This window comes from Arthrobacter cavernae, assembly GCF_017368795.1.
In the GTDB taxonomy this organism is placed as follows: domain Bacteria; phylum Actinomycetota; class Actinomycetes; order Actinomycetales; family Micrococcaceae; genus Arthrobacter; species Arthrobacter cavernae.
The window spans coordinates 76678-97895 of sequence record NZ_JAFNLL010000013.1 but is presented as its reverse complement, the minus strand read 5'-3'; the positions used below and the strand labels follow the sequence as shown (position 1 = coordinate 97895).

The window sequence follows — 21218 nt, the reverse complement described above, 5'->3', positions numbered from 1 at the left end:
GCAGCACACTACTAGGGTAGGTATATGAGACGCGCGAAAATTGTGGCAACTTTCGGCCCGGCTATCTCCAGCTATGACAACACCCTCGCGGTGTTGGAAGCCGGCGTCGACGTTGCTCGCATGAACATGAGCCACGGCGACTACTCCGTGCACGACAACACCTACGTAAACGTCCGCAAGGCCGCAGCACAGCTGGGCAAGCCTGTGGCCATCATGGCCGACCTCCAGGGCCCCAAGATCCGTCTTGGCCGCTTTGTGGACGGTCCCCACGCCCTGGCGGTCGGCGACACCTTCACCATCACCACTGAAGACGTCCCCGGCACCAAGGACATCTGCTCCACCACGCTCAAGAGCCTCACCGACGACGTCAACGTGGGCGATGCCCTCCTGATCGACGACGGCAAGGTTGCCCTGCGCGCCATCGAGGTGGACGACGTCAAGGTCGTCGCCACGGTGACGGTGGGCGGCATGGTGTCCAACAACAAGGGCATCAACCTGCCCGGTGTTGCCGTCAACGTCCCCGCCCTGAGCGAAAAGGACGAGGACGACCTCCGCTGGGCCATCAAGCGCGGCGTGGACCTCATCGCGCTCTCCTTCGTCCGTGACGCGAGCGACATCAAGCGCGTCCACGAAATCATGGACGAAGAAGGCCGCCGGGTGCCGGTGATCGCCAAGATCGAAAAGCCGCAGGCCGTGGACCAGCTCCACGAGATCATCGACGCTTTCGATGCCATCATGGTTGCCCGTGGCGACCTCGGCGTTGAGCTGCCGCTCGAGGACGTCCCGATCGTCCAGAAGCGCGCCATTGAACTGGCACGCCGCTGGGCCAAGCCGGTCATCGTGGCCACCCAGGTCCTCGAATCCATGATCGAGAACCCGCGCCCCACCCGCGCCGAGGCCTCGGACTGCGCCAACGCGGTGCTCGACGGTGCCGATGCTGTCATGCTGTCCGGCGAGACCAGTGTTGGTGCCTACCCGATCGAGACCGTCAAGGTGATGGCCAGGATCATCGAGTCCACCGAAGTCCACGGCCTCGAGCGCGTCCCCCCGCTGGGCACCAAGCCCAAGACCCGCGGCGGCGCCATCACCCGTGCTGCCGTCGAGATCGCCGACCAGCTGGAAGCAAAGTACATCTGTACCTTCACCCAGTCCGGTGACTCAGCCCGCCGCCTGTCCCGCCTGCGTCCGGTCAAGCCGGTCTTCGCGTTCACCCCCGTGGAGCACGTGTGGAATCAGCTGGCACTGACCTGGGGCATCCAGCCGGTGCTGGTCCCCACAGTGGGCCACACCGACGAAATGACGGCACAGGTTGACCGCAGCCTGATGGACATGAAGATCGCCGACGAGGGCGACCTCGTGGTGATCGCCGCCGGTTCCCCTCCGGGAGTCGCCGGCTCCACCAACTCGCTCAAGGTCCACAAGGTAGGCGACCTCGCCGACACCGGTGCCGCAGACCGCGTCCGCGAGAAGGTCGGCCCCTGGCCGGAAAGCTAAGCCGCAAAATAAAGGCCCCGCCGTTTGGCGGGGCCTTTACTTTTGCCTTGGGTGGAGACAGCGAAAGGGGCGGCCGGCTCCTATTGTGGAGTCCGGTCGCCCCTTTCGGCTTGGCCTGCTGGCTTGTTGCTAGTTGACCTGGTTGATGATGGTCTCGGCAACCTCGCGCATGCTGAGGCGGCGGTCCATGGAGGTCTTCTGGATCCAGCGGAAGGCTTCCGGCTCCGTCAGGCCCATCTTGGTGGTCAGGAGGCTCTTGGCGCGCTCTACGAGCTTGCGGGTGGCGAACTGTTCCTGGAGGTCGGAGACCTCGTTTTCGAGGGCCTTGATTTCCTCGTGGCGGGACAGTGCGATCTCGATGGCCGGGATGAGGTCGGCGGGCGTGAACGGCTTGACCACGTAGGCCATGGCGCCGGCGTCGCGGGCGCGCTCAACAAGCTCCTTCTGGCTGAATGCGGTCAGCAGCACCACCGGGGCAATGCGGGCCTTAACGATCTTCTCGGCTGCGGAGATGCCGTCCATGACGGGCATCTTCACATCCATGAGGACCAGGTCCGGCTTGAGCTCCTCGGCAAGTTCAACGGCCTTCTGGCCATTGTCTGCCTCTCCCACGACGTCGTAACCTTCGCCCTTGAGAATCTCGATGATGTCCAGCCGGATGAGGGTCTCATCCTCGGCTACGACTACGCGGCGTGCCGGCTGGGATACGGGCGTGGACTCCGTCTGTTCTGTCACGGGATCTCCTTGAAAAGGTACGGCGGGTTCAGATCCATCTTAGTTGCACGCGGCCCTTGCGTATGACTTATTGCTTCGGCGGGCCGGTTCTGGGAATCAGCCTATCTGCATGTAGAGTAGTTTCGCGCACTGCAACAGGGAGCGTTGGGTTCTGTGAAGAGCCCGACGTCGGATGGTCCTGTTCCGGTGTCTCCGCGCCCGAGTGGCGGAATTGGCAGACGCGCCGCACTCAAAATGCGGTATCGAAAGGTGTGTGGGTTCGAGTCCCACCTCGGGCACAGCACGACCCCTCGTCAGAGGGGTTTTTTGCTTTAACGTGTGGACAAAGCTTGACAAGTGCCTCTGCCTCATATTCCCGGCTGGGACCTAGCCGCCGGGGTGTGGCCTGTTCAATTTGGGTAGGGGAGCGGGATCAGTGCCTTGGCTGGTGGGCGCTCCGCTTGCTGGGATCTGGGGTCAATCGGTCTTCCTTTCCGGGGTGTTGTGGCGGCCCTTTTTGGCCGTTCACTTCTTCATGGTTCTCTCATGTGCCGATGACATGACTTTCAGCAAATTTTCTTGAAGATTTTTCAGGGTCCGGTTCATCGTTGCTCCCTGCTGCCGGTCGGCGCATCGCCTTTGTCTGGCCAAAGGGGGTGCGGACATTGTCCACACTTAAGTCTGCTTTTTGGCGAGGGTGGGCCGGTTCCGAATCTCTTGCTCACACAGCTTCATTGGTGAGCGTCGTTACCTACGACATGACCGGGACCTTGGAGGAATAGGCGCCTTCGTCGAGCAGCCCGCTGCCATGGCGTCCCGGACCGTTATCGTCATGGCCTGCCAGGATGTTCTCAGTGGCCATTGTGGTGGTCATCAGATGCGCGATTCTCCCGTCCAACGACGGCCCAGGCCGAATGCCGATATCCGTGATCCTGTCAAGCTAGGGATCGGACCTACTACGAAAGCGCGACCACAGGGCGTATCTTCGTCACGCCCGAAAGCCGGGGCTCTACCAACTGGTGGGAGTAGGCGACGTGGCACGTAATAAGCCCCATACACGCTATCTGGATGTGACCATTAGGCATGATTGTCAGGAAGCGGGCTAGTTACTTCAGGCTTCGACTCTTCGGGCAGGCGGCTCGACATAAGCGTTTCCGGCTTGCTGAGCGTTCTTCCCGAACCGCAAAGCGTTAGCGGCTCCTGATCGCGGTGGTTGCCACCGTGGCGTTAGCCTCCGCCCTCGGCGTTTCTGCTTATCTGCTCCTCCATCAGCTCCTTCCCGTTGGGAGTGAACAGATCCAGCCGAAGGAGCTGACCCAGTTCGCGTTGACTATCGTCGCGGGAATCGGCGGCGTCGTTGCCTACCGTGGACAGCAGGGTACCGAGCAGAACCGATTCATCGAGCGTTTCGGCGCAGCGGCCGCCCAGCTCGGCCACGCCGACGTCGCCGTCCGCCTCGCGGGTGTTTACGCTATGGCTGGTGTTGCGGACGAAGCACCCTTTGTAGAACGCCAGCGCAGTGTGGCAGAAAGCCAGCGGGACTACCGAGGCGCCAGATCAGGGCTGGCCCCTCAAGGAGGCAGTGACAAATCCGGTGGCAGCAGGCCAGCTCAATTGGGCGATGGCGCCTCACAAGTAGTTGTCGAGTTGCGCAGACACAGTTGACTCGTGAAGCAGCTTCAAGCTTGATGAAGCAGAATGAGAGCATGACTGAGACGCCTCCTGCGAGTACCCAGCCCCTTCTCGCCGTAATTGATTCGAACGCCGTTCACGGGGCGATTTCCTTTGAAGGCAAGATCTGGGAACGCATCGCCGAACATCAGAAGGCGGGCCGGGTCGAGTTGTACTTCCCTGAGGTGGTTTTGAAGGAACTAACCCGCCAGAAAACCTCCGACATCCAGGATCAAACAAAGCAGAAAATCGACAGGTTCAAAAAGGCACTAAAGGATTTGGAGAGGTCCAAGGCAAATCTTGATCCCATCGACTTCCCGAAGCTTGAAGGCCTAGTGGAAATTCACATGGGCGCGGAGTATGTCAGGAAAAGTCTCGAAGAAGCCGTTGCAAGGGTGGGCGGTCAGATCCTTCCCGCGCCAAGCGTTGATGCCGACCATCTCGCTGCGGCGGCGACAGGGCGGAAGAAGCCGTTTAAACCCAACGGTGAAGGAGCAGGAGACTATCTGATCTGGCGAACCATCGTAGTCCTTTCTCACTCACGTCCAGATGCTGAAATCTGGTTTGTGAGCGCCAACTACAAAGACTTCTCGGCTGGCGAAAAGGACAAGGGCGCACCGCACGCAGATCTAGCGGAATCTCTGCCAGACGGATCTCAATTCAAGATTCTTCAAACCCTTGGCACTCTAAGTGACTCTCTCAACTCTCGCTCTGACTCCAATACCCCGCGACCGGGAGACCTCATGACAACGCATGACAGCGCTGCAGAGGACGAAGCGGAACCAGCTCAAACCCATCACATAGAGTCCCGCAACTCGGGCTTAGACGACTTGGTGGCAAAAGCTTGCGTGGATTACCTAGATTCGGATGTCATGTATCAGGAAGTTGCAGATCACAATTACGACAACAGTGCAGGTCTTGAGCTAATCGGGAACGCATACCCCCGCGAAATCCAGAACGCAACGGTTTCCTATATAGAAGGAGATCCCGGCACAGTCATGTGGCAGCTCGATGAGAACTATAACGGGACGACCGTGGTCGGCACGGCGACCATCGAAGGCGAGATTGAGCTTGAGGGCTACATGTTCAAGAGCGAGCTGGCCCTGGCTGACGCAAGCTCAGAGATACATGTAAGTAACAGTAACCACAACCACCACATGGCGGAAGTCACGTTCTCATCAGACTTCATCGCACAGCTAGGCATTCGGATTGAGGGCAGCGGAGTTCCTGAAATTACAGAGCTCGTGTCGATCAAACTTGGGATTGGCTCCTGAACCGGTCGTTTGGAACAGTGGTTCCACTTCTTCCGAGCTGAGCGCCAACCAGGGTTCGGTCGTCGTCGGATAGAGCGATCGTTGAGGGGTGTCCAGAGGGACCATTGCGGGACACGGAACTACCATCGGGGATAAGAGCGAGGGCGCGCACACCCCCGGAGCACCCAGCGGCGTTCGGGGCGAAGCCCCGCCTCGGGGTTGGTGGTTCATTGAGGGGCCGGCGGAGCAAAGGCCAGCGTCATCCCATTGACTCCAGCACGGCAGACACCCCCGTGGTTTAACCTGACGTGGCTCACGGGTCGCGGTTTCGCGGTGGACCGGGGCTCTGACGCGAAGATTGGATTCGCGTCAGAGTGCTGTGGTTAGCCAGCCCGGTCGAGGGTGACCCGGTAGCCCATGGTTTCGAGCTGGTGGACCGCCCGGGTCTTTGCCCGTTCCGGATGTAAACGGGTGTAGAAATCGCTGCCGGGGTCGTCATAGAGGGTTCCGGCGGTGCCCATGTGCCAAATTGCAACGAGCATTTTGTGCTGAATGGCGACGTTTGCTTTCTGCGGACCGCGCCGGGAAGCGATCCGCCGGTATCGGGCACCGAGGTAGGTGGTCGGATTTTGTGCACATGCCATCGCGGCTGCCCCGAGGGCTCCTTGCAGGTAGGGGTTGCCCGGGCGGGTCCTGGTGGACTTGACCCGTCCTGCGGACTCGTTGCTGCCCGGTGTCGTGCCGGCCCAGGACGCAAGGTGGCCGGCGGTGGAAAATCTGGACATGTCCCCTCCGATTTCGGCGATGATCACATCGGCGGTCAAGACGCCGATGCCGGGAATGGTGGTGATCAGCTCTCGGAATCCTTGAAAGGGCTTGATCACCACCTCAATCCGCGAGGAGATGTCCTCGATCGCGGCGGAATGCCGGTCGATCAGGTCCAGATGGACCCGTGCGAGGAACGCGTGGTGCTCGCTGAACCGGCCGGTCAGCGCTTCAGTCAGCGCCGGGATCTTTGAGCGCAGCCGTCGCTTGGCCAGGTCCGCGAGGACGGCCGGGTCGCGCTGGCCTTCGATCAGGGACTGGAGCATCAACCGTCCGGAAACACCGGTGATGTCGGAGGCCACCGCGGAGAGTTTGATCCCGGCGTCTTCGAGGAGCTTCTCGAGCCGCTGGATCTCACGGCCGCGTTCACGGGTGATCGCGGTCCGGGCCCGGGTCAGGTCCCGTAATCTACGGATCGGGTCCGGTGGAACAAACGAACCACGCACCAAGCCGTGCGCGCCGAGCTGGGCCAGCCAAGTGGCGTCCGAGACGTCGGTTTTGCGGCCTGGGAGATTCTTTACATGCCGGGCGTTGACCAGCATCACCTCGGCTCCGGGCAGGTCTTCGAGCAGGTAATAGAACGGCTTCCAGTAGTCTCCGGTCGCTTCCATCACCACACAGGTGACCTGCTCAGCGGCAAGGTGGTCTCGCAATGCGAGGATCTGGTTGGTCATCGAGGACCAGGTCGTCACCGTTTCGATTGGTTTGCGACGCCCTGCCTCGGCGATCCGGACACAGACCTTGGCGTCCTTCTTGGAGATGTCGAGCCCGGCACAGCGGACGTGGACGACTTCCATGGCTACTTCCTCCTCCTTATCAAACAGGACCATCACTGATGTCCGTCGCGGGGAGGGCAGGGAGAAAGGTAAGTCTGACGCTCGTGCTCGAAGGCAACAATCCACGGTTCCCGTGGAGCCCTCCACCACCATGCTGACCTACAGGCTCAGCAGCACTACAGAGGATTCGGGGTCGACCACGACGAACCCTTTCAGTGTGCGCCGTGAAGGCGAGCAACCACCACAGGCCAGCCCGACACTGCCAAATCTTCGCGCACCACGGTGCGCCCAGGAACGGAGGCGCCGTATTGCTGACCTGCGGTGATGTGTTCTGATTGGTGCTTTTTCACGCACTAAGGGGATTTGCTCTAGTGTCTCCGGTGTGGTGTTCATCAGGCGGGTTCGGACGGCTTCCGGGGCGACGGCTGTGCAGATTGCCGAGTACGTGCGCGGCCGCGGCACCGCTGCGATGGATAGCGAAGAGGGGAGCTGTACCGAGCCTTAAAACGTATGCGGATTCTGCATCGCCATGGACGATTCGATCCGGGCGCTGCCTCTTTGCTGGTTGCAGTCTGCCCGGGATTAGTTGATTGTCTGGGTCGGCACCAGAAGCGCCTCAAGAAGCTGGACGAGCTGGTTCGTGGGTGGTGCGGAACGGCCCGGTGGGCGCCGAAACCGTGGCCGGCATGGAGACGAGTGAGGCCGTTGCCTTTTACTATCAGCGCAATGTCCAACACGCCAGGAAGGGATTGACCTTCGCGGAGAACGCGTGAGCTCCCAGGGCGCGCGAGCCCAACCCGGCCAGAATCGGGCGTGTCAGCGCTTCGCCGAGTACCTCTTGTCCATTAGCTACACGATGACGGGGCGCCACACGCCTGACCCGAATGTAGCCGGTTGGCCGTCCGGGCGCCCGTTGTGGCTCACGCCGTCGAGAGGTCCGCTCGCCAACACATAAAGTGAAGGCATGGAATGGCAACACGAGATGATCAAAATCTATCTGATCGAAGTCATGAGGCAGCGGGACTTTGCGCGGCATTCACTGGACAGATACATCTCCGCCAGAGATAACTTCAAAGCGGACGCGTTTACATATGGCGACATCGTTGAGATGTACGCGGCGGCTCAGGCGCTGCTCACTTCCGCCGCGCAGATCTCAAAACTTCTGTGGGTCGTCATGCCGAAAAGGAAGCCATCTGGATCTGGCCTCTCAGACGAACAGTACGCGGCCAAGAGGTCATTCACTTTGGCCCGCGCTAAGGCGGTCCGCAAAGTGCTGAACGTGAGCGATGATTCGATCTTGAAGAACCGGCAAGTGCGCAACGCCGTCGAGCACTTCGATGAACGGATAGACTCCCATATCCTGGACGGGGCAGTGCAGCTTGTCGATTCGAATGTCTGCTCCGTGCATGAACTCGGAGGGATTGATCCCATAAACATGCTCCGACACATCGATCCCTACACCAACCGAGTCTCAGTGCTGGATGACGGGACAAGCCTCACCGAACTATGGAGTGCTATCCAATCTATTGGAAGCGCGGCTGCAACACATCATGACAATCTGCGTACGACAAACGCAAGGACGTCAACGCTCAAGACCACCTGATTTGTGCGGCGCCACGACTCTAGGACTTCGGATTGTCGATAGCGATCCAGTCTCCATTTGTCTGCTGCACCCAAAGCGTGGTGCCGCCGAGGTTAGACAACTTGTCTATCGCGTTGGCGCGGAGAATGGCTTCACCTTGGTGCCGAGCTTCAAAGACCTCGACATCGTTGCGGTCCCGATCAGTCAGCTTGTATGTATCCATGATCACAAGCATAGGTGGCGGCCAAATCAGCCTGTCTGGACGGGCGAGTACCAATCCTTTTCAAGTAGAGCTTTTGGCGGTTCACGCACTTCGGATCGCTACATCGTTGGGGAGCCCATACGTATCGCGTGCCATCCCTTGTGAGGAAGGGAGACGGATCTTCCTCGGCGGGGGCCCCGCACTCGTTGCAAACTTACTCCTTGCTTTTCCTGGGATACGGCGCCATTTGCCGTCCTGTTAGACCGGCGTGCCATACCTCTGCACAGGTTGAATCTACGCCTAGCTAACATGCGGCGCGACTCGGAAGCGCGTACGGAGCCTTTGCATTAAAGGTGTGTAAGAGGCGGGTCGCCGCTGCAAGAACCAAAAATTCCTATCTCGGTGGCCTGAACATACAGCCTCCGGTCCGCTGCCCATGGATGTGTGAAAAGAGGGAATCTGATGAAGGCGTCCTGCTCCGCAAAGGTCGGCTCTGGTGGCATTCGACTGGTACCTTCCGGCCGCCCCAGTGGGTTTGGTTTTCCCTTGTCAAATCTGTCCGGGAAGCCACCCGTATGAACGAAAAGAGAGTGCGGACAATGTCCACACTTACCGCCTCGGACTGGCGCGTAAGACCATCGGACTGGCCCGGATTCCGCATGTTTCCGCCACATCCCAGTGTTCCCAAGGCCCGGAACCCGGTTCGAGTCCTATCTTGGGCACAGCAGACCCCCTCGCAAGAGGGGGTCTTTGCTTTTACGTGTGGACATTGAGCCTCCGCTGGGCCCTCTGACGCTGTCCGCGGTCAGGTGCCTGGCGCCGCAGTCGCCTTATTCGGTTGGGGGGTAGCGGTATCAGGGTCCTGGCTTGCGGACCCTCCGCTTGCTGGAATCTGGCTATGTGCCGTCCTAACTGGCTGTTCCGGTGGCCAGTTGTTGGCCTTCACACATTCATGGCCCAAGAGTTGTGGCGACGACATGACGAAGAAAAGTCTTCTTCGACGATCTTCCTCGGATAGCTGCTTTCTGCGAACCCGGCAGAGTGCGCTCATCGAGTGTTTGTCGGGCCAAAGGGGGTGCGAACAATGTCCATACCTCTGTGCACAGCCGGCTTTTCGACCAGCATTTTGACCCCTTCCTCCTGGTTCTGCCGACACTACTTCATGCAGTTCTCAGTTGCAGGCGACATGACTTTGCGGCCCAGATAGTAGGTTTCCTAGGACGTTCCTGGTTCAGCCGAAACGTCTTTGGGGTGATCTGTGGCTGGCGTCCGATCCGTCTACAGAATACAGGTGTGTGGGGTCCGGACCTTCTTCAGGGCAATTCTGTTCCCGGCAGGGGTGTCGGTGACGGTGAAAACTGAGCCATTGTGACGGCTTGGCGTCCAGCGGTCGTCGCAACACCTGAGTTTTTAGGAGTTGCAATTGGCGGACATGAAAAGACCAAGGAAGTCCCGGGGCCCCCGAAGAACGCTGCTCGGGCTCACTATGGTCAGCGGATGAGACAGGGAATGGGCAATTCCGAAGCGTGCCGGATTGTGGGAATCAGCCGTAGTTCGGGCACTCGCTGGCGGCACGGCCACACGGTCGTTCTGAAGTCAGCGCACATCAAGCAGTACGCTCCCATTTCCCATCAGAGGCCGGCCGTGATCTCTGCCCGGTTTCTCTCTGGGCCGGAACGGATCACAATCGCGGACCGGTTGCTTGCTCGGCGCAGCAACCGTGCATTCAGCCGTTATCAATTGCGCCCTGGTGCAATTGATAACGGGCTTCCTTCGTGTCCGAGATTCCCAGTGCCATCGACGCACCTCAGGCATGAGTGTCAGGCCTGTCAACTTCAGGGCGCCCGGTCTCATAGGATTGGAAGCATTGACACTAGAACGAGGAGGTGCCTGCTTGTCTTCAAGCCAACCGGACCTAGGCGCAGGTGGAATCCAGGCCGATGAGGCGGCACGCAATTTGGCTGACGGTGTCAACGCGGTTTCTTCGAATCTGAGTGCAATTTCGACACTCTTGGCTCTCCCGCAGGCAGACGACGCAGGAGCGCAGACGGCCGACCGATATGAGTGGCAGGCTGCAATGGCAGCCGCCGATAGCTTCGCAGTTTACCTTCAATGGCACAATGGTGACTTTGCGGGGCTTAACCCAGACGAGATCAACATCATTTGCGAACTGCACGAAGACTGGATAGTTCAACTTGGCTCCGAAGCCGAACTCGTATCAGCGAAACATAGAGATCCATCTTCCGGCCCTTGGAAGGACGTGGCAACCCTTGTGTCAGATGGCGGCGTCGGTCACCTCTTTGTGCGGTGGCTTGCCGCTGACAGGAAGCCAACAGCACGCTTGGTCACCAACGCAGCGACCGCGCCGGGTCCAGCCAGGCGGCTAGCTGATTGCAGCAACCTTCCATCTCAGATCAGCCAATCAGGAAGAATAGCGGACGACTTGAATGGCGAGTTAGATACGATCATCGATGCATTTTGCCGGGGAATAATGATGTATCGCAAGAATGTCCCTGATTCGTGGCGGGCCCCCGCAGAAGCACGTTCTAAGGACCTGACCGTGCCCGACGACCTTATTGATGCGGGTCATGCATTTCTTCGTATCCTCAGAATTGATGAAGGACGTCCGAGCCGCTCCTACGTCGCCCACGCGGCATCAAGCATGTACGCCCAACCCGTTGCGTCCCGGTTGGGCCATGCTTCTGCTACGGCGCAGGCAATGTGGGAAGTGGTGCTCCAGGTCCTCAGGATTCGTATGAGGGCTCGCGGTGACACCATCCAGGGCGGACTTCCCACGATTGGAAGGAACGGTCTGACTCAGGGGGCCGTTGAGTCAGTCGAATCCCGTACCGTAAGTCTGGGTGACATTGAAGTAGCCATCGCCACAGCGGTTCGGCATCCCAATGCGTATATTCCCGTGGCAATTCCCTCCCGCCCTACGAAGCTCAGCGCAAAGATGGCTCAGGGCCGTTGTTCCCACACGAGCATCGAGAGAGCGGAGCAGCTCCGGCTGGACTACTCCGACTATCGCCGCGAGCTGAGAAACGCAGTGCCGGGGAGCGTGGGAGAGATCAAGAAGATAGAGCGTGTACTTCATCGAATCGCCGACGAGGAAACTCAGAGGGTACGTAACCCTTCCGGTTCATGGGGGGCGGAGCTGTGGTCGGCGCTGTCCCATCGTCTGAAGAACCAGAATGAATTAACCAACTTCGATCTGGATGAGGATCTAAGCCTAGGCGGGGTCTGCTATCTCTCATCTCAATGCAAAGTATGGTTCAGCGAGGGTTTCGACGTAAAAGGTTTTATCTCGGATATGAAGACTCAAGGGGGAGGGCAGAATGGAGCAACGACTTCTGGCCGACCATCTTGAAGCGCTTCGGGAGGACTTGGCCTACCACCAAATCCGGGTGCACCTTCTTGTGGTTGCCGTCTCGGGGACGAACGGGAATAGCAGGAAACTAGATGGCTTGACAAAACTGGCCAAACTAGACTTTCTTGTCAGATATCCAGCGCTGAGTCCCATAGTCCTCGAAAAACTCGATCCAGCGGACAGTCGATTACATTTGGTTGAACACCAAGCATTAGCGTCGACGGACGTCGAAGCTCCAATGATTCGATACAGGTATGGGCCCTGGGACGATCGGTACTACCCAATCATTGGTGCTTTGGTCGGGCGCGGATTCGTCCGATACGTCAAAGGACGCCAAGGAAGCGTGGCGCTTAGCCCAACACCCGCAGGGAAGAAGTTTGCCGAAAAGGCCAGTGTCTCAATCGAGTGGAAATTCACATTTGACCGCTGCCTCGCCATCGCGGAAGCTTCGGCCGGTCTCAACGGCAATACCCTCAAGAATCTGATCTACAGCCGCCTCCCTGCACTGATGGACCGACCACATCGAGAGCTGATCAAATGAGCATCAAGTTTCGCATCAATAGAGTCTCAATGCAGACAACCGGCGGTCTGGTGGAGTATGAGTTTGGTTCCGCGCTAACCGTACTCGCTGGAAGCGTTGGCGTAGGGAAGAGCACCTTGTTTGAGCTCATAAAACATGGGCTTGGTGGGGAGGCGCTCCTGGCCGACGTAGTCGAGACCAGCATTACTTCTGTAACCCTCGACGTCACAGTGGGTGCTCAACAGATTCAACTTACTCGGTCCACATTGCCGAGGGAATGGAATCGGGTTCGTGTCTTTGACATAAAGGATCAGCAAAGGCTCCCCGATCACTTTATTGAGCGGGATGAGCCAACGCTTAACTCTCTGCTACTTGAGTCGTTGGATCTTCCTGACGACATGCGTGCAGCTGCGAGCGGCGGAAGTACGAACCAGGGTGCCCGGATCACTTTTAATGATGTGTTCAAGTACATGTATATCTCTCAGGGTGAGATTAATAAGCAGATTGCGGGAAGTGGTGATACCTACTATCAGCCCAAGCGCCGAGCGGTATTTGAGGTTCTATTTGATTTGACGAGCCCAGAAATACTCGAATTGAGATCTCAGATTGCATCGATCCGGGGAAATTGGGAAGTAGCCGAACGCGATTTTACCGTAGTGCAGCAGTTTCTATCAGATAGCAATACGCAAAGCCGACTTGATGCTGAAAAAGCACAATTTGAAGCACTGAAGCAACGAGCCGACGCAGAGGAACAACTTGATTCAATTCGAGAACTCACAATTCCTGCGATCGATAGAGAAACCCAAACACTTCGTGAGCTTCTGGGCGAAGCTGAGAGAACCCTTGCGGAATCGCAGAATTCACAAACGTTCCTCCAGCAGCAGCATTCTGATTTCAAACGTGAACGTTATTTGATCGATCAGGATATTCAGCGCCTCGATCGCATGAGGTTTTCAGGGCAGCTCTTGGCAAACATTGAATTTGCCGTTTGCCCACGATGCATGCAGAGTGTAAAAAATCGCAACGTGCCGGCACATTCCTGTCGCTTGTGTCTTCAGCCGGATCCCGTGTTGGAAATTGATAGCGAAGGAAATTCTTCAACTTACGAGCAAGACCAACTTCGCGATCAAGCGAAGGAAATGGATGCACAGCTTGTAAGTGTCTCCTCATCCTACGACGCCCTGTCCCGTGTGATAGAGGACCGGAAAGCACTGATCGTCGATTTGAGTGGTCGCATCCAAGAGCGCACACAGGAACGGATAACCCCCCAACTGCAGGCCTTCGCGGATGCAACTGCAAGTAAAGCCGAAGCAGAAGCCCAGCAGCGCGAACTCGAGAAGACGCTTATCCAATGGGACCGGGCAGACGATCTTGAGCAGAAAGCGGTTGGCTTTCAACGTCAACTGGACTCCAAAAAAGGAGACCTGAATGTTGCGGAAGCTGCGCTGAACGTTAGACGTATTGACGTTTTTGATGAACTTGATGAAGAGTTTTCCGAATTGGTATCCGCCATTGGCCTTCCTGGTGTCAAAACGGCGAAGATTGATCGCAAGACCTATCTCCCCATCCTAAATGGAAAGTCATTTCAGAAGTTTAGTCCTGTGGGCGGGCTACGAACGGCCACCCAAGTTGCCTACTGGATATCGCTCATGAACGTCGCGCTACGACGGCGAGACACTCATTTTCCTGCGTTCTTGCTGATGGATAGCCCACGCACCTCTCTAAATAACAGTGATGATCTCTCTGCCGCCCTCTATCGGAAGCTGGTCACGATGGCCGATGCAGCCCAGGGCCGGGTGCAAGTGATTATTGGCGACAACGAGCTTCCTGCCGACTACCGGCAGGATTACGAACAGTTCGATTTCGACTACGATCACCCGACTGTTCCAACAGTTCGCCACCCTGGCAGGGACGCCGTTAGGAGAATCGGAGTCGAAGAAGCGTAGGCCGTAGTAGCAAGCCTGTCCTTCGCCATGTCGTTCCTTCCTCCACCCCATGAAGTCGTGGACCCAATCAGCTCATTCCATTGGAAGACGACTGGATGGAGCACGAGATGTTTCTGGCAGCATTGGATCCTGGCCCGGACGGCTTCCATCAGCACTAGCCCGCCGGCCTGGGACGCTACCCCTTGACCGAGGGAATCAACAAGCCGACAAACGCGTACGCATCCATCGGCGATGATCGCTCAGTTTAGTTTGCCTATCTTGTGCTGGATGCGGGGGAGGGCCGGGCCGTGATTGAGGCGCTGATGCGTTCTGTGCTGGTGAACCAGGAGAGTAGCTGTTGGTCGATGGCGCCGATGACCGTTCGCATGTTGACGAGTTGGGCTGGGACGTTGCTGTTGATGATCGGTTCAAGGTGGGCTATCCGGTTCCGGAGGTTGTAGACGCCTTCGACGGCGCGTTCGAGTTCTCTCGGGGTTCTGCGCAGATGGGGAAATGCTAGGTGGAGAGCTTCGTCCCAGAGGCGCTGTTTGCCGGCGTCGTGGCGGCCGGGCAGGATGAAGCGCCAGGTTCCGAGGGACATCGCGGCCAGGATGTCTTCATGGAGGGGCTCCCGTTGGCCCTGTGGCCGGCGTGTAGTGGATTTGAGTGCGCGACGTCTGGCCTCGGGGATGTCGCGGCCGGCGATGCGGAGCAGTAGGGCGCTTGGGTCGATGAGCCAGTCGTACGAGTGACGTCGGCCGGTATCAGGGTCCAATTGGGAGGCGTTCCAGCTGCAGAGTTGCTCGTCCATGGCATTGCGGAGGACGACTTCGAAAACATGCAGGGCTTCGTAGACGGCGCCGGAGAGGTCGATGTTCCACCGGTAGAGGCGGATGGCCTCCTGCAGGGTGGGTGTCTCGCGGATGTAGGGTGCAAGACGTTCCGGGCTGATCCTGTGTTGGAGGACCCGTTCGATCGGTGTTTGGTGCGTTGACGCCATGGGACTAAACTGTAGAGGAAGACAGGGGCAGGTTCCCTGTTATGGATTACTGAGGGTCCCGTGGCCAGGCGCTACGGGGCCCTCAGCCGTTAACTGCGGCTGGAAGAATTTCAGGCCCCCGGATGTCCCAGAGCCAGCCGAACCGCCCGTCCGCCGCCTTGTTCCGGCCTTGGGCCTCCGCCGCCAGGGCGCGTACTGCCGCCGGTCATGCGGCCGTCAGCGGATCAGACCATGAACGGCTGAAGGGAGGTGGAGCCACTGTGAAGACACCACAGACCAAGTCTGCCGTGCGGCCTGCGCGGGAATCCTGCAACGAGCTCGGACATGACCTGCTTGCGGTCATGCGTGGGCTCCTCCGGCAGGAAGGATCTTCTGGTCATGACAATAAAGCGCCGCACCCACTTGATGCGGGTGCGGCAGTTCGACCAAGGACATTGGAGGGTGGAATTGGGGGTGTGGACACTGTCCACACTTTGGGTCTCGGACTGGGTCGTACTGCTGCCGGACCGGGCCGGATTCCGCATGTTTCCGGGACTTCCCAGTGTTTGCAAGGGCTGGAGTCCGGTTCGAGTCCCACCTCGGGCACAGCATGACCCCTCGTCAGAGGGGTCTTTTGCTCTTAACCTGTTCACATTGACCCTCCGCGGCCCCTCTAACGCTTGCCGCGGGCGGTACTGGGCGTCGCGGTGGCCTTTGAAGTCATGTGCTGGCGGGTTCAGGGCCCTGACTGGATCATTGAGTCCGAATGGTTCAGTGGTCGTAGGCGATGAGTGAGCGTTTGTCGGGTGCCTCGATGCTCCAGTTGTGCCAGATGCCTGCGGCGAGGGCGAGGGCGAGGAGCCGGGCCGCGACTCGGGCGTAGACGCCGGGAAGGGTCCGTCCGGCGTGTTGTTCGAGGGTGAGTTGGCCTTTGGGGGTGTCGATGACGGACTCGATCCATTGCCTGATGCCGCCGAACTTGCCGAAGCGCGGCGTCTCGTCCTTGCGGTCCGGGCGGATCAGGGTGGCGCCCGGGTCCTCGGTGATGAACCGTTCGAACTCGCCGCAGGCGAAGCCCTTGTCGGCGAGGATGACCTGCCCGGTGCCGATGAGGTGGTGGTCGTGGCGGAGCAGGGCCTCGGTGACCCCGCGTTCTCCGAGTTTCGGGTTCGCCAGGCCCCAGATCACGGGCATTCCTTCGGGCTGAGCAGGTACAGGCGGAAGCCCCAGAAGAAGCGTGAGTGGGAGGCGCGGTAACCGTAGCCGGCCTGGCCGGACAGATCGGACCGTTGGACGGTTTTCCGTGATTGGCCGCAGGGCAGCGGGGTGGAGTCCAGCAGGCGCAGGTTCTCGGCCCAGGAGGGGGTGTCCCGGGCCGGGGCGGTGATCACGGCAGACATCAGCCCGGACTGGTTGCGGAGCCGTTTGCCGTAGCCGGATTGTCCGGGCAGGTTCGGGAACATGGCGGCCAGGTGCTTGGCGGCGTACCGGATCCACTTGCGTTCCGAGGAGATACCGAGCAGATGCTGCGCTGCTGCCAGGCAGAGCAGCTCGGCATCGCTCAGGGCCGGTTTCTGTCCCGGGATCCGGGCGCGGGCCCAGCCCAAGCCGGGCAGGACATGATCATCGAGATAGACGTAAAGTGTGGTCAGGAGGGTGTCAACGTCAGTTTTCACACACCGGGCTTAACACCCTCCGCCTACGATTGGCAGCTCCCACACGGTCGAGCGCTATTCGGACTCAATCATCCAGTGAGGCTTCGCTGTCGGGATCTGCGGTAATTGGGCCTCCTTCTGACCTTTCTTTGGTGGGCCTTGTTTGGCCATCACCTGTCCATGTCCCGGCGTTGTAGGAGGACATGACTATCGGGAAGTTTCTTGAGGATTTCGGAAACGCCAGCCATATCGTGTATTTCCGCTCACAGGCGTTGACATCGACAGGGCTAGGACATCGACGTGCCCGTCACAGAAGCCCTGCCGACGATCTCCCCACTGACGGCACCTTGCCGGTCCAGCACCTCATCGGGGAGGGCAGCCGCCGGATGACGTTCCCCTTGACCCGGGGCGAGGGGACCAGCGAAACAGTGCTGCGTGAACCACCGGCAGGACGAGAGGATTCACTGCTGCCACGGTGCAAAGCCCGCCGAACTCGAGGAGGTTGCTATCGTCCAGGAGGCCGTCGCTGCCTTCCGGGACACCTCAGCCCCGGCGCCGAGACGTAAGCACTGAAAATGTCGCCAAAGGCCTGAGGACACTTTCCTCTAATGTGGTCTATCGCACCGATAAGGGATAGTGCGTCAACAGATAAACCACAGTCCTTTCTGCATGTCGAATTGCTGAGTTTTTGAGAATACGCGAAGAAATGAACTTCTTTCCATGACTTTCTCTGGAAAGCCTCTTGGAAGTGCTGAAAAGTAGTGACCAAGGAAAGATTTGCCGCGTCGGGACAGCCAGCTGGGACTGCAGCGAGGCAGTACCGGCAGCGTTGGACTGGCTGTGGTTCGAGTGATGTTCCGTCCCCATCGCGCCGTTTGCGGAGTCACGGTGCTGAAAATTGCTCCACTTAAGTCAGCGCCAGACATCGCAGGGCCGCGAGACGGGCGTCCGGGACCGCGGCTCCGCAACCCGACATGCTCGACGGTTAGCGTCTGCAGGCTCCCTGGCGATTGAACACACGTCGGTACGCCCGCGCGGCGGATTTCCGTCCCGGGCATATTCATGATGAAAGAGAGCAGCAAATGACGCGTATTGGCATCGTGGCCGAGTTGGGCCGCGAAACGAGGGTTGCAGCAACGCCTGTAACCGTACAGCAGTTGTTGGGGCTGGGCTACGAGGTTGTGGTCGAAAAGGGTGCGGGCGAGTCCGCTTCCTTCAGGGACGAAGACTACGCTGCGGCGGGTGCCTTGATTGTTGGGGCTGATGAGGCGTGGGGCAGTGAGGTGGTGTTGCGGATCAATCCGCCTACTGAGGATGAGATCGGCCGCCTTGCAGTGGGCGCCACGCTGATCGGCTCGCTGAGCCCCGGACTGCGGCCCGAGCTTGTGGTGGCATTGGCGGCACGGCCGATCACGGCGCTGGCGTTGGATGCGGTGCCGCGGATTTCCCGGGCGCAGTCTATGGACGTCCTGAGCTCGATGGCGAACATCGCCGGGTACCGGGCCGTGATTGAGGCCGCGCATGAGTTCGGCCGGTTCTTCACCGGTCAGGTGACGGCGGCGGGCAAGGTTTCGCCGGCGAAGGTCCTGGTCGCCGGCGCCGGGGTGGCCGGCCTGGCGGCGATTGGGGCTGCGAGCAGCCTCGGGGCGATTGTGCGTGCGACGGATCCGCGGCCCGAGGTCGCGGACCAGGTGAAGTCGATCGGCGGGACCTACCTCAAGGTTGAGGTGGCCGAGGAGATGGAGTCCTCCGACGGGTACGCGAAGGCCACGTCCGAGGCGTATAACGCCCGTGCCGCGGAGATCTACACGGAGCAGGCGGCTGATGTGGACATCATTATCACCACGGCCCTGATCCCGGGCCGTCCGGCCCCGAAGCTGCTCACCGCCGAGGACGTGGCCGGGATGAAGCCGGGCAGTGTGATTGTGGACATGGCAGCCGGGCAGGGCGGGAACGTGGAGGGCTCCGTCGCCGGGGAACGCATCGTCACGGACAACGGGGTGGTGATCCTGGGCTACACGGATCTCCCGGCCCGGCTGCCGGCGCAGGCGTCCCAGCTGTACGGGACGAACATGCTGAACCTGCTCAAGCTCCTCACGCCGGACAAGGACGGGGTCCTGCGGATCGATTTCGACGACGTCGTCCAGCGGTCGGTGACGGTGGTGCGTGAGGGTGAGAGGACCTGGCCGCCGCCCCCGGTCCAGGTCTCCGCCGCACCCCAAGTGAAGACGGAAGCCGGGACGGCCGCCAACAATACTGCGCCGAAAAAGAAGCAGGGCCTCAGCCCTGCCGGTAAGGGGGGTCTGTTCGCCGCGGGGATCGCGGTGCTGTTCGGGATCAACGCCGTTGCCCCGGCGCCGCTGCCCCAGCACTTCACGGTCCTGATGCTTTCCATCGTGGTCGGCTTCTACGTGATCGGGAAAGTCCACCACGCCCTGCACACCCCGCTGATGTCCGTCACCAACGCGATCTCGGGAATCATCGTCGTCGGCGCCCTGCTGCAGGTCACCTCCGACAACATCATCATGCAGGTCCTCGCCGCCGTCGCGGTCCTCCTGGCCAGCATCAACATTTTCGGCGGCTTCGCCGTCACCCGTCGCATGCTCGCGATGTTCTCGGCCGGGAAGGCACGTTCATGAACGCCGCCACCGAAACAGCAGCAACACTTACGAGGAGCCTTACCGTGTCTGACACCGTCTCCGGTCCGTTGACCGCCGACTCCATCGCGGGGGCGGCCTATGTTGTCGCGGCCCTGCTCTTTATCCTCAGCCTCGCCGGGCTGAGCAAACACGAGAAAGCCCGCGCCGGCGTCATCTACGGCATCACCGGCATGATCATCGCCCTCGCCGCCACCATCTGGCTGACAATCCAGGACGCCTGGGGCACCGGCCACGCCCTCACCGGCCTGGGCCTGCTCGTGGCCGCGGTCCTGCTCGGCGGGGCCATCGGTCTCTGGCGCGCACGCGTGGTGGAAATGACCGGCATGCCGGAGCTCATCGCGCTGCTGCACAGCTTCGTGGGCCTCGCCGCCGTCCTGGTGGGCTGGAACGGCCACCTCGAAGCCCCCGCCCTGTCCCCGGAGCTGATGGCGATCCACCATGCCGAGGTGTTCATCGGCGTGTTCATCGGCGCGGTGACCTTCACCGGTTCCATCGTGGCGTTCCTGAAGCTCTCGGCCCGGATGAAATCCTCACCCCTGATGCTGCCGGGCAAGAACGCCATCAACCTCGGGGCGCTGGCCGCATTCATCGCCCTGACCGTCTGGTACGTCAACGACTCCCAGCTCTGGCTGCTGATCGTCGTTACCGTCCTGGCCCTCGGGCTGGGCTGGCACCTGGTCGCGTCCATCGGCGGCGGCGACATGCCCGTGGTCGTCTCCATGCTCAACAGCTATTCCGGCTGGGCCGCGGCAGCAGCCGGCTTCCTGCTCAACAACGACCTCCTCATCATCACCGGCGCCCTGGTGGGCTCTTCCGGCGCCTACCTGTCCTACATCATGTGCAAGGCCATGAACCGGTCCTTCATCTCCGTGATCGCCGGTGGGTTCGGCATCGCCGCCCCCGCAGCATCGGACGCCGCGGACCACGGGGAACACCGCGAAATCACCGCCCAGGCCACCGCTGAAATGCTGACCAACGCCTCCAGCGTGGTCATCACCCCCGGCTACGGCATGGCAGTGGCCCAGGCCCAGTACCCGGTTGCGGAGCTGGCCCACCAGCTGCGGGAACGCGGCGTGAACGTGCGGTTCGGGATCCACCCGGTCGCAGGCCGCCTGCCCGGTCACATGAACGTCCTCCTCGCGGAAGCCAAGGTCCCCTACGACATCGTCCTGGAAATGGATGAAATCAACGACGACCTAGGCGAGACCTCGGTGGTCCTGGTCATCGGCGCCAACGACACCGTCAACCCCGCCGCCGCGGAGGACCCGGGAAGCCCCATCGCCGGCATGCCCGTCCTCAAAGTCTGGGAAGCCGAAAACGTCATTGTGTTCAAACGCTCCATGGCCGCCGGATATGCAGGCGTCCAAAACCCCCTCTTCTACCGCGACAACTCTCAAATGCTCTTCGGCGACGCCAAACAACGCGTCGAAGACATCCTCAAAGCCTTCTAAGAGGAGCCCCCTCCTGACGTGTCCAGATATCCAGGCCGCAATACTCGGCCCGGCTACCTGTGGTCTCGACACATACGCGCCCCTGACCACCTGATGAGAGGAAACACGATGCGCAGACGGCGAGTTCCCTTCAGCATCCCC

14 protein-coding genes, 1 tRNA gene and 1 pseudogene are annotated in these 21218 nt (G+C 60.0%); 9 read left to right on the top strand and 7 right to left on the bottom strand.

The annotated features are described in order from the left end of the window. The first annotated feature begins 24 nt into the window (after nt 1–24). The gene (pyk, locus tag J1902_RS07420) at nt 25–1494 is read left to right on the top strand and encodes a pyruvate kinase (RefSeq protein WP_207615615.1); all 1470 of its coding nucleotides are present in this window, start codon (nt 25–27) and stop codon (nt 1492–1494) included. Between the two features lie 129 nt (nt 1495–1623). On the opposite strand, the gene J1902_RS07415 is transcribed toward pyk, so the two are convergent. Beyond that, nucleotides 1624–2229: an ANTAR domain-containing response regulator gene (locus J1902_RS07415; RefSeq protein WP_207615614.1), complete on the bottom strand. Its 606-nt coding sequence runs from the start codon at nt 2227–2229 to the stop codon at nt 1624–1626. A 196-nt stretch (nt 2230–2425) separates the two neighbouring features. On the opposite strand from J1902_RS07415, the gene J1902_RS07410 reads away from it, so the two are divergent. Beyond that, nucleotides 2426–2507 (top strand) — tRNA-Leu (locus tag J1902_RS07410). Between the two features lie 452 nt (nt 2508–2959). Here J1902_RS07410 and J1902_RS19665 read toward each other — a convergent pair. Both J1902_RS19665 and J1902_RS07405 read right to left on the bottom strand, forming a co-directional pair. Further along, nucleotides 2960–3082 carry a hypothetical protein gene (locus J1902_RS19665; RefSeq protein WP_278253605.1) on the bottom strand — a complete coding sequence of 41 codons (123 nt, stop codon included), beginning with the start codon at nt 3080–3082 and terminating at the stop codon, nt 2960–2962. 353 nt (nt 3083–3435) lie between these two features. After that, entirely contained in the window at nt 3436–3645 is a 210-nt protein-coding gene (locus J1902_RS07405; protein WP_207615613.1) for a hypothetical protein, read from the bottom strand. Nucleotides 3646–3914: 269 nt separating this feature from the next. Here J1902_RS07405 and J1902_RS07400 point away from each other — a divergent pair, with 269 nt between their 5' ends. Further along, nucleotides 3915–5153 carry a PIN domain-containing protein gene (locus tag J1902_RS07400; RefSeq protein ID WP_207615612.1) on the top strand — a complete coding sequence of 413 codons (1239 nt, stop codon included), beginning with the start codon at nt 3915–3917 and terminating at the stop codon, nt 5151–5153. Between the two features lie 362 nt (nt 5154–5515). On the opposite strand, the gene J1902_RS07395 is transcribed toward J1902_RS07400, so the two are convergent. Continuing rightward, complete coding sequence (locus J1902_RS07395) at nt 5516–6754, bottom strand: IS110 family RNA-guided transposase (RefSeq protein WP_207615641.1); 1239 nt, start codon at nt 6752–6754, stop codon at nt 5516–5518. 943 nt (nt 6755–7697) lie between these two features. On the opposite strand from J1902_RS07395, the gene J1902_RS07390 reads away from it, so the two are divergent. Continuing rightward, nucleotides 7698–8336: a hypothetical protein gene (locus J1902_RS07390; RefSeq protein WP_207615611.1), complete on the top strand. Its 639-nt coding sequence runs from the start codon at nt 7698–7700 to the stop codon at nt 8334–8336. 19 nt (nt 8337–8355) lie between these two features. Here J1902_RS07390 and J1902_RS07385 read toward each other — a convergent pair whose 3' ends face one another. Beyond that, complete coding sequence (locus tag J1902_RS07385) at nt 8356–8538, bottom strand: hypothetical protein (RefSeq protein ID WP_207615610.1); 183 nt, start codon at nt 8536–8538, stop codon at nt 8356–8358. A gap of 2056 nt (nt 8539–10594) precedes the next feature. Here J1902_RS07385 and J1902_RS07380 point away from each other — a divergent pair. From J1902_RS07380 to J1902_RS07370, 3 genes are all read left to right on the top strand, one after another. Then, nucleotides 10595–11887 carry a hypothetical protein gene (locus tag J1902_RS07380; protein WP_207615609.1) on the top strand — a complete coding sequence of 431 codons (1293 nt, stop codon included), beginning with the start codon at nt 10595–10597 and terminating at the stop codon, nt 11885–11887. Between the two features lie 343 nt (nt 11888–12230). Then, complete coding sequence (locus J1902_RS07375) at nt 12231–12428, top strand: hypothetical protein (protein WP_207615608.1); 198 nt, start codon at nt 12231–12233, stop codon at nt 12426–12428. Then, the gene (locus tag J1902_RS07370; RefSeq protein WP_207615607.1) at nt 12425–14353 is read left to right on the top strand and encodes a coiled-coil domain-containing protein; all 1929 of its coding nucleotides are present in this window, start codon (nt 12425–12427) and stop codon (nt 14351–14353) included. Before J1902_RS07375 ends, J1902_RS07370 begins: the two co-directional genes overlap by 4 nt. Nucleotides 14354–14606: 253 nt before the next feature. Here the strand turns inward: J1902_RS07370 and J1902_RS07365 are convergent, their stop codons facing one another. Beyond that, nucleotides 14607–15332: an Abi family protein gene (locus J1902_RS07365; protein ID WP_207615606.1), complete on the bottom strand. Its 726-nt coding sequence runs from the start codon at nt 15330–15332 to the stop codon at nt 14607–14609. Nucleotides 15333–16082: 750 nt separating this feature from the next. Then, a pseudogene (locus J1902_RS07360) lies at nt 16083–16987 on the bottom strand (IS982 family transposase). A gap of 1061 nt (nt 16988–18048) precedes the next feature. Between J1902_RS07360 and J1902_RS07355 the strand changes: the two are divergent. Both J1902_RS07355 and pntB read left to right on the top strand, forming a co-directional pair. Next, a complete protein-coding gene (locus J1902_RS07355; RefSeq protein ID WP_207615605.1) occupies nt 18049–19605 on the top strand; it encodes a Re/Si-specific NAD(P)(+) transhydrogenase subunit alpha in 1557 nt (518 codons plus the stop codon). Next, nucleotides 19602–21077: a Re/Si-specific NAD(P)(+) transhydrogenase subunit beta gene (gene pntB, locus J1902_RS07350; RefSeq protein ID WP_242701727.1), complete on the top strand. Its 1476-nt coding sequence runs from the start codon at nt 19602–19604 to the stop codon at nt 21075–21077. Before J1902_RS07355 ends, pntB begins: the two co-directional genes overlap by 4 nt. Nucleotides 21078–21218 lie beyond the last annotated feature (141 nt).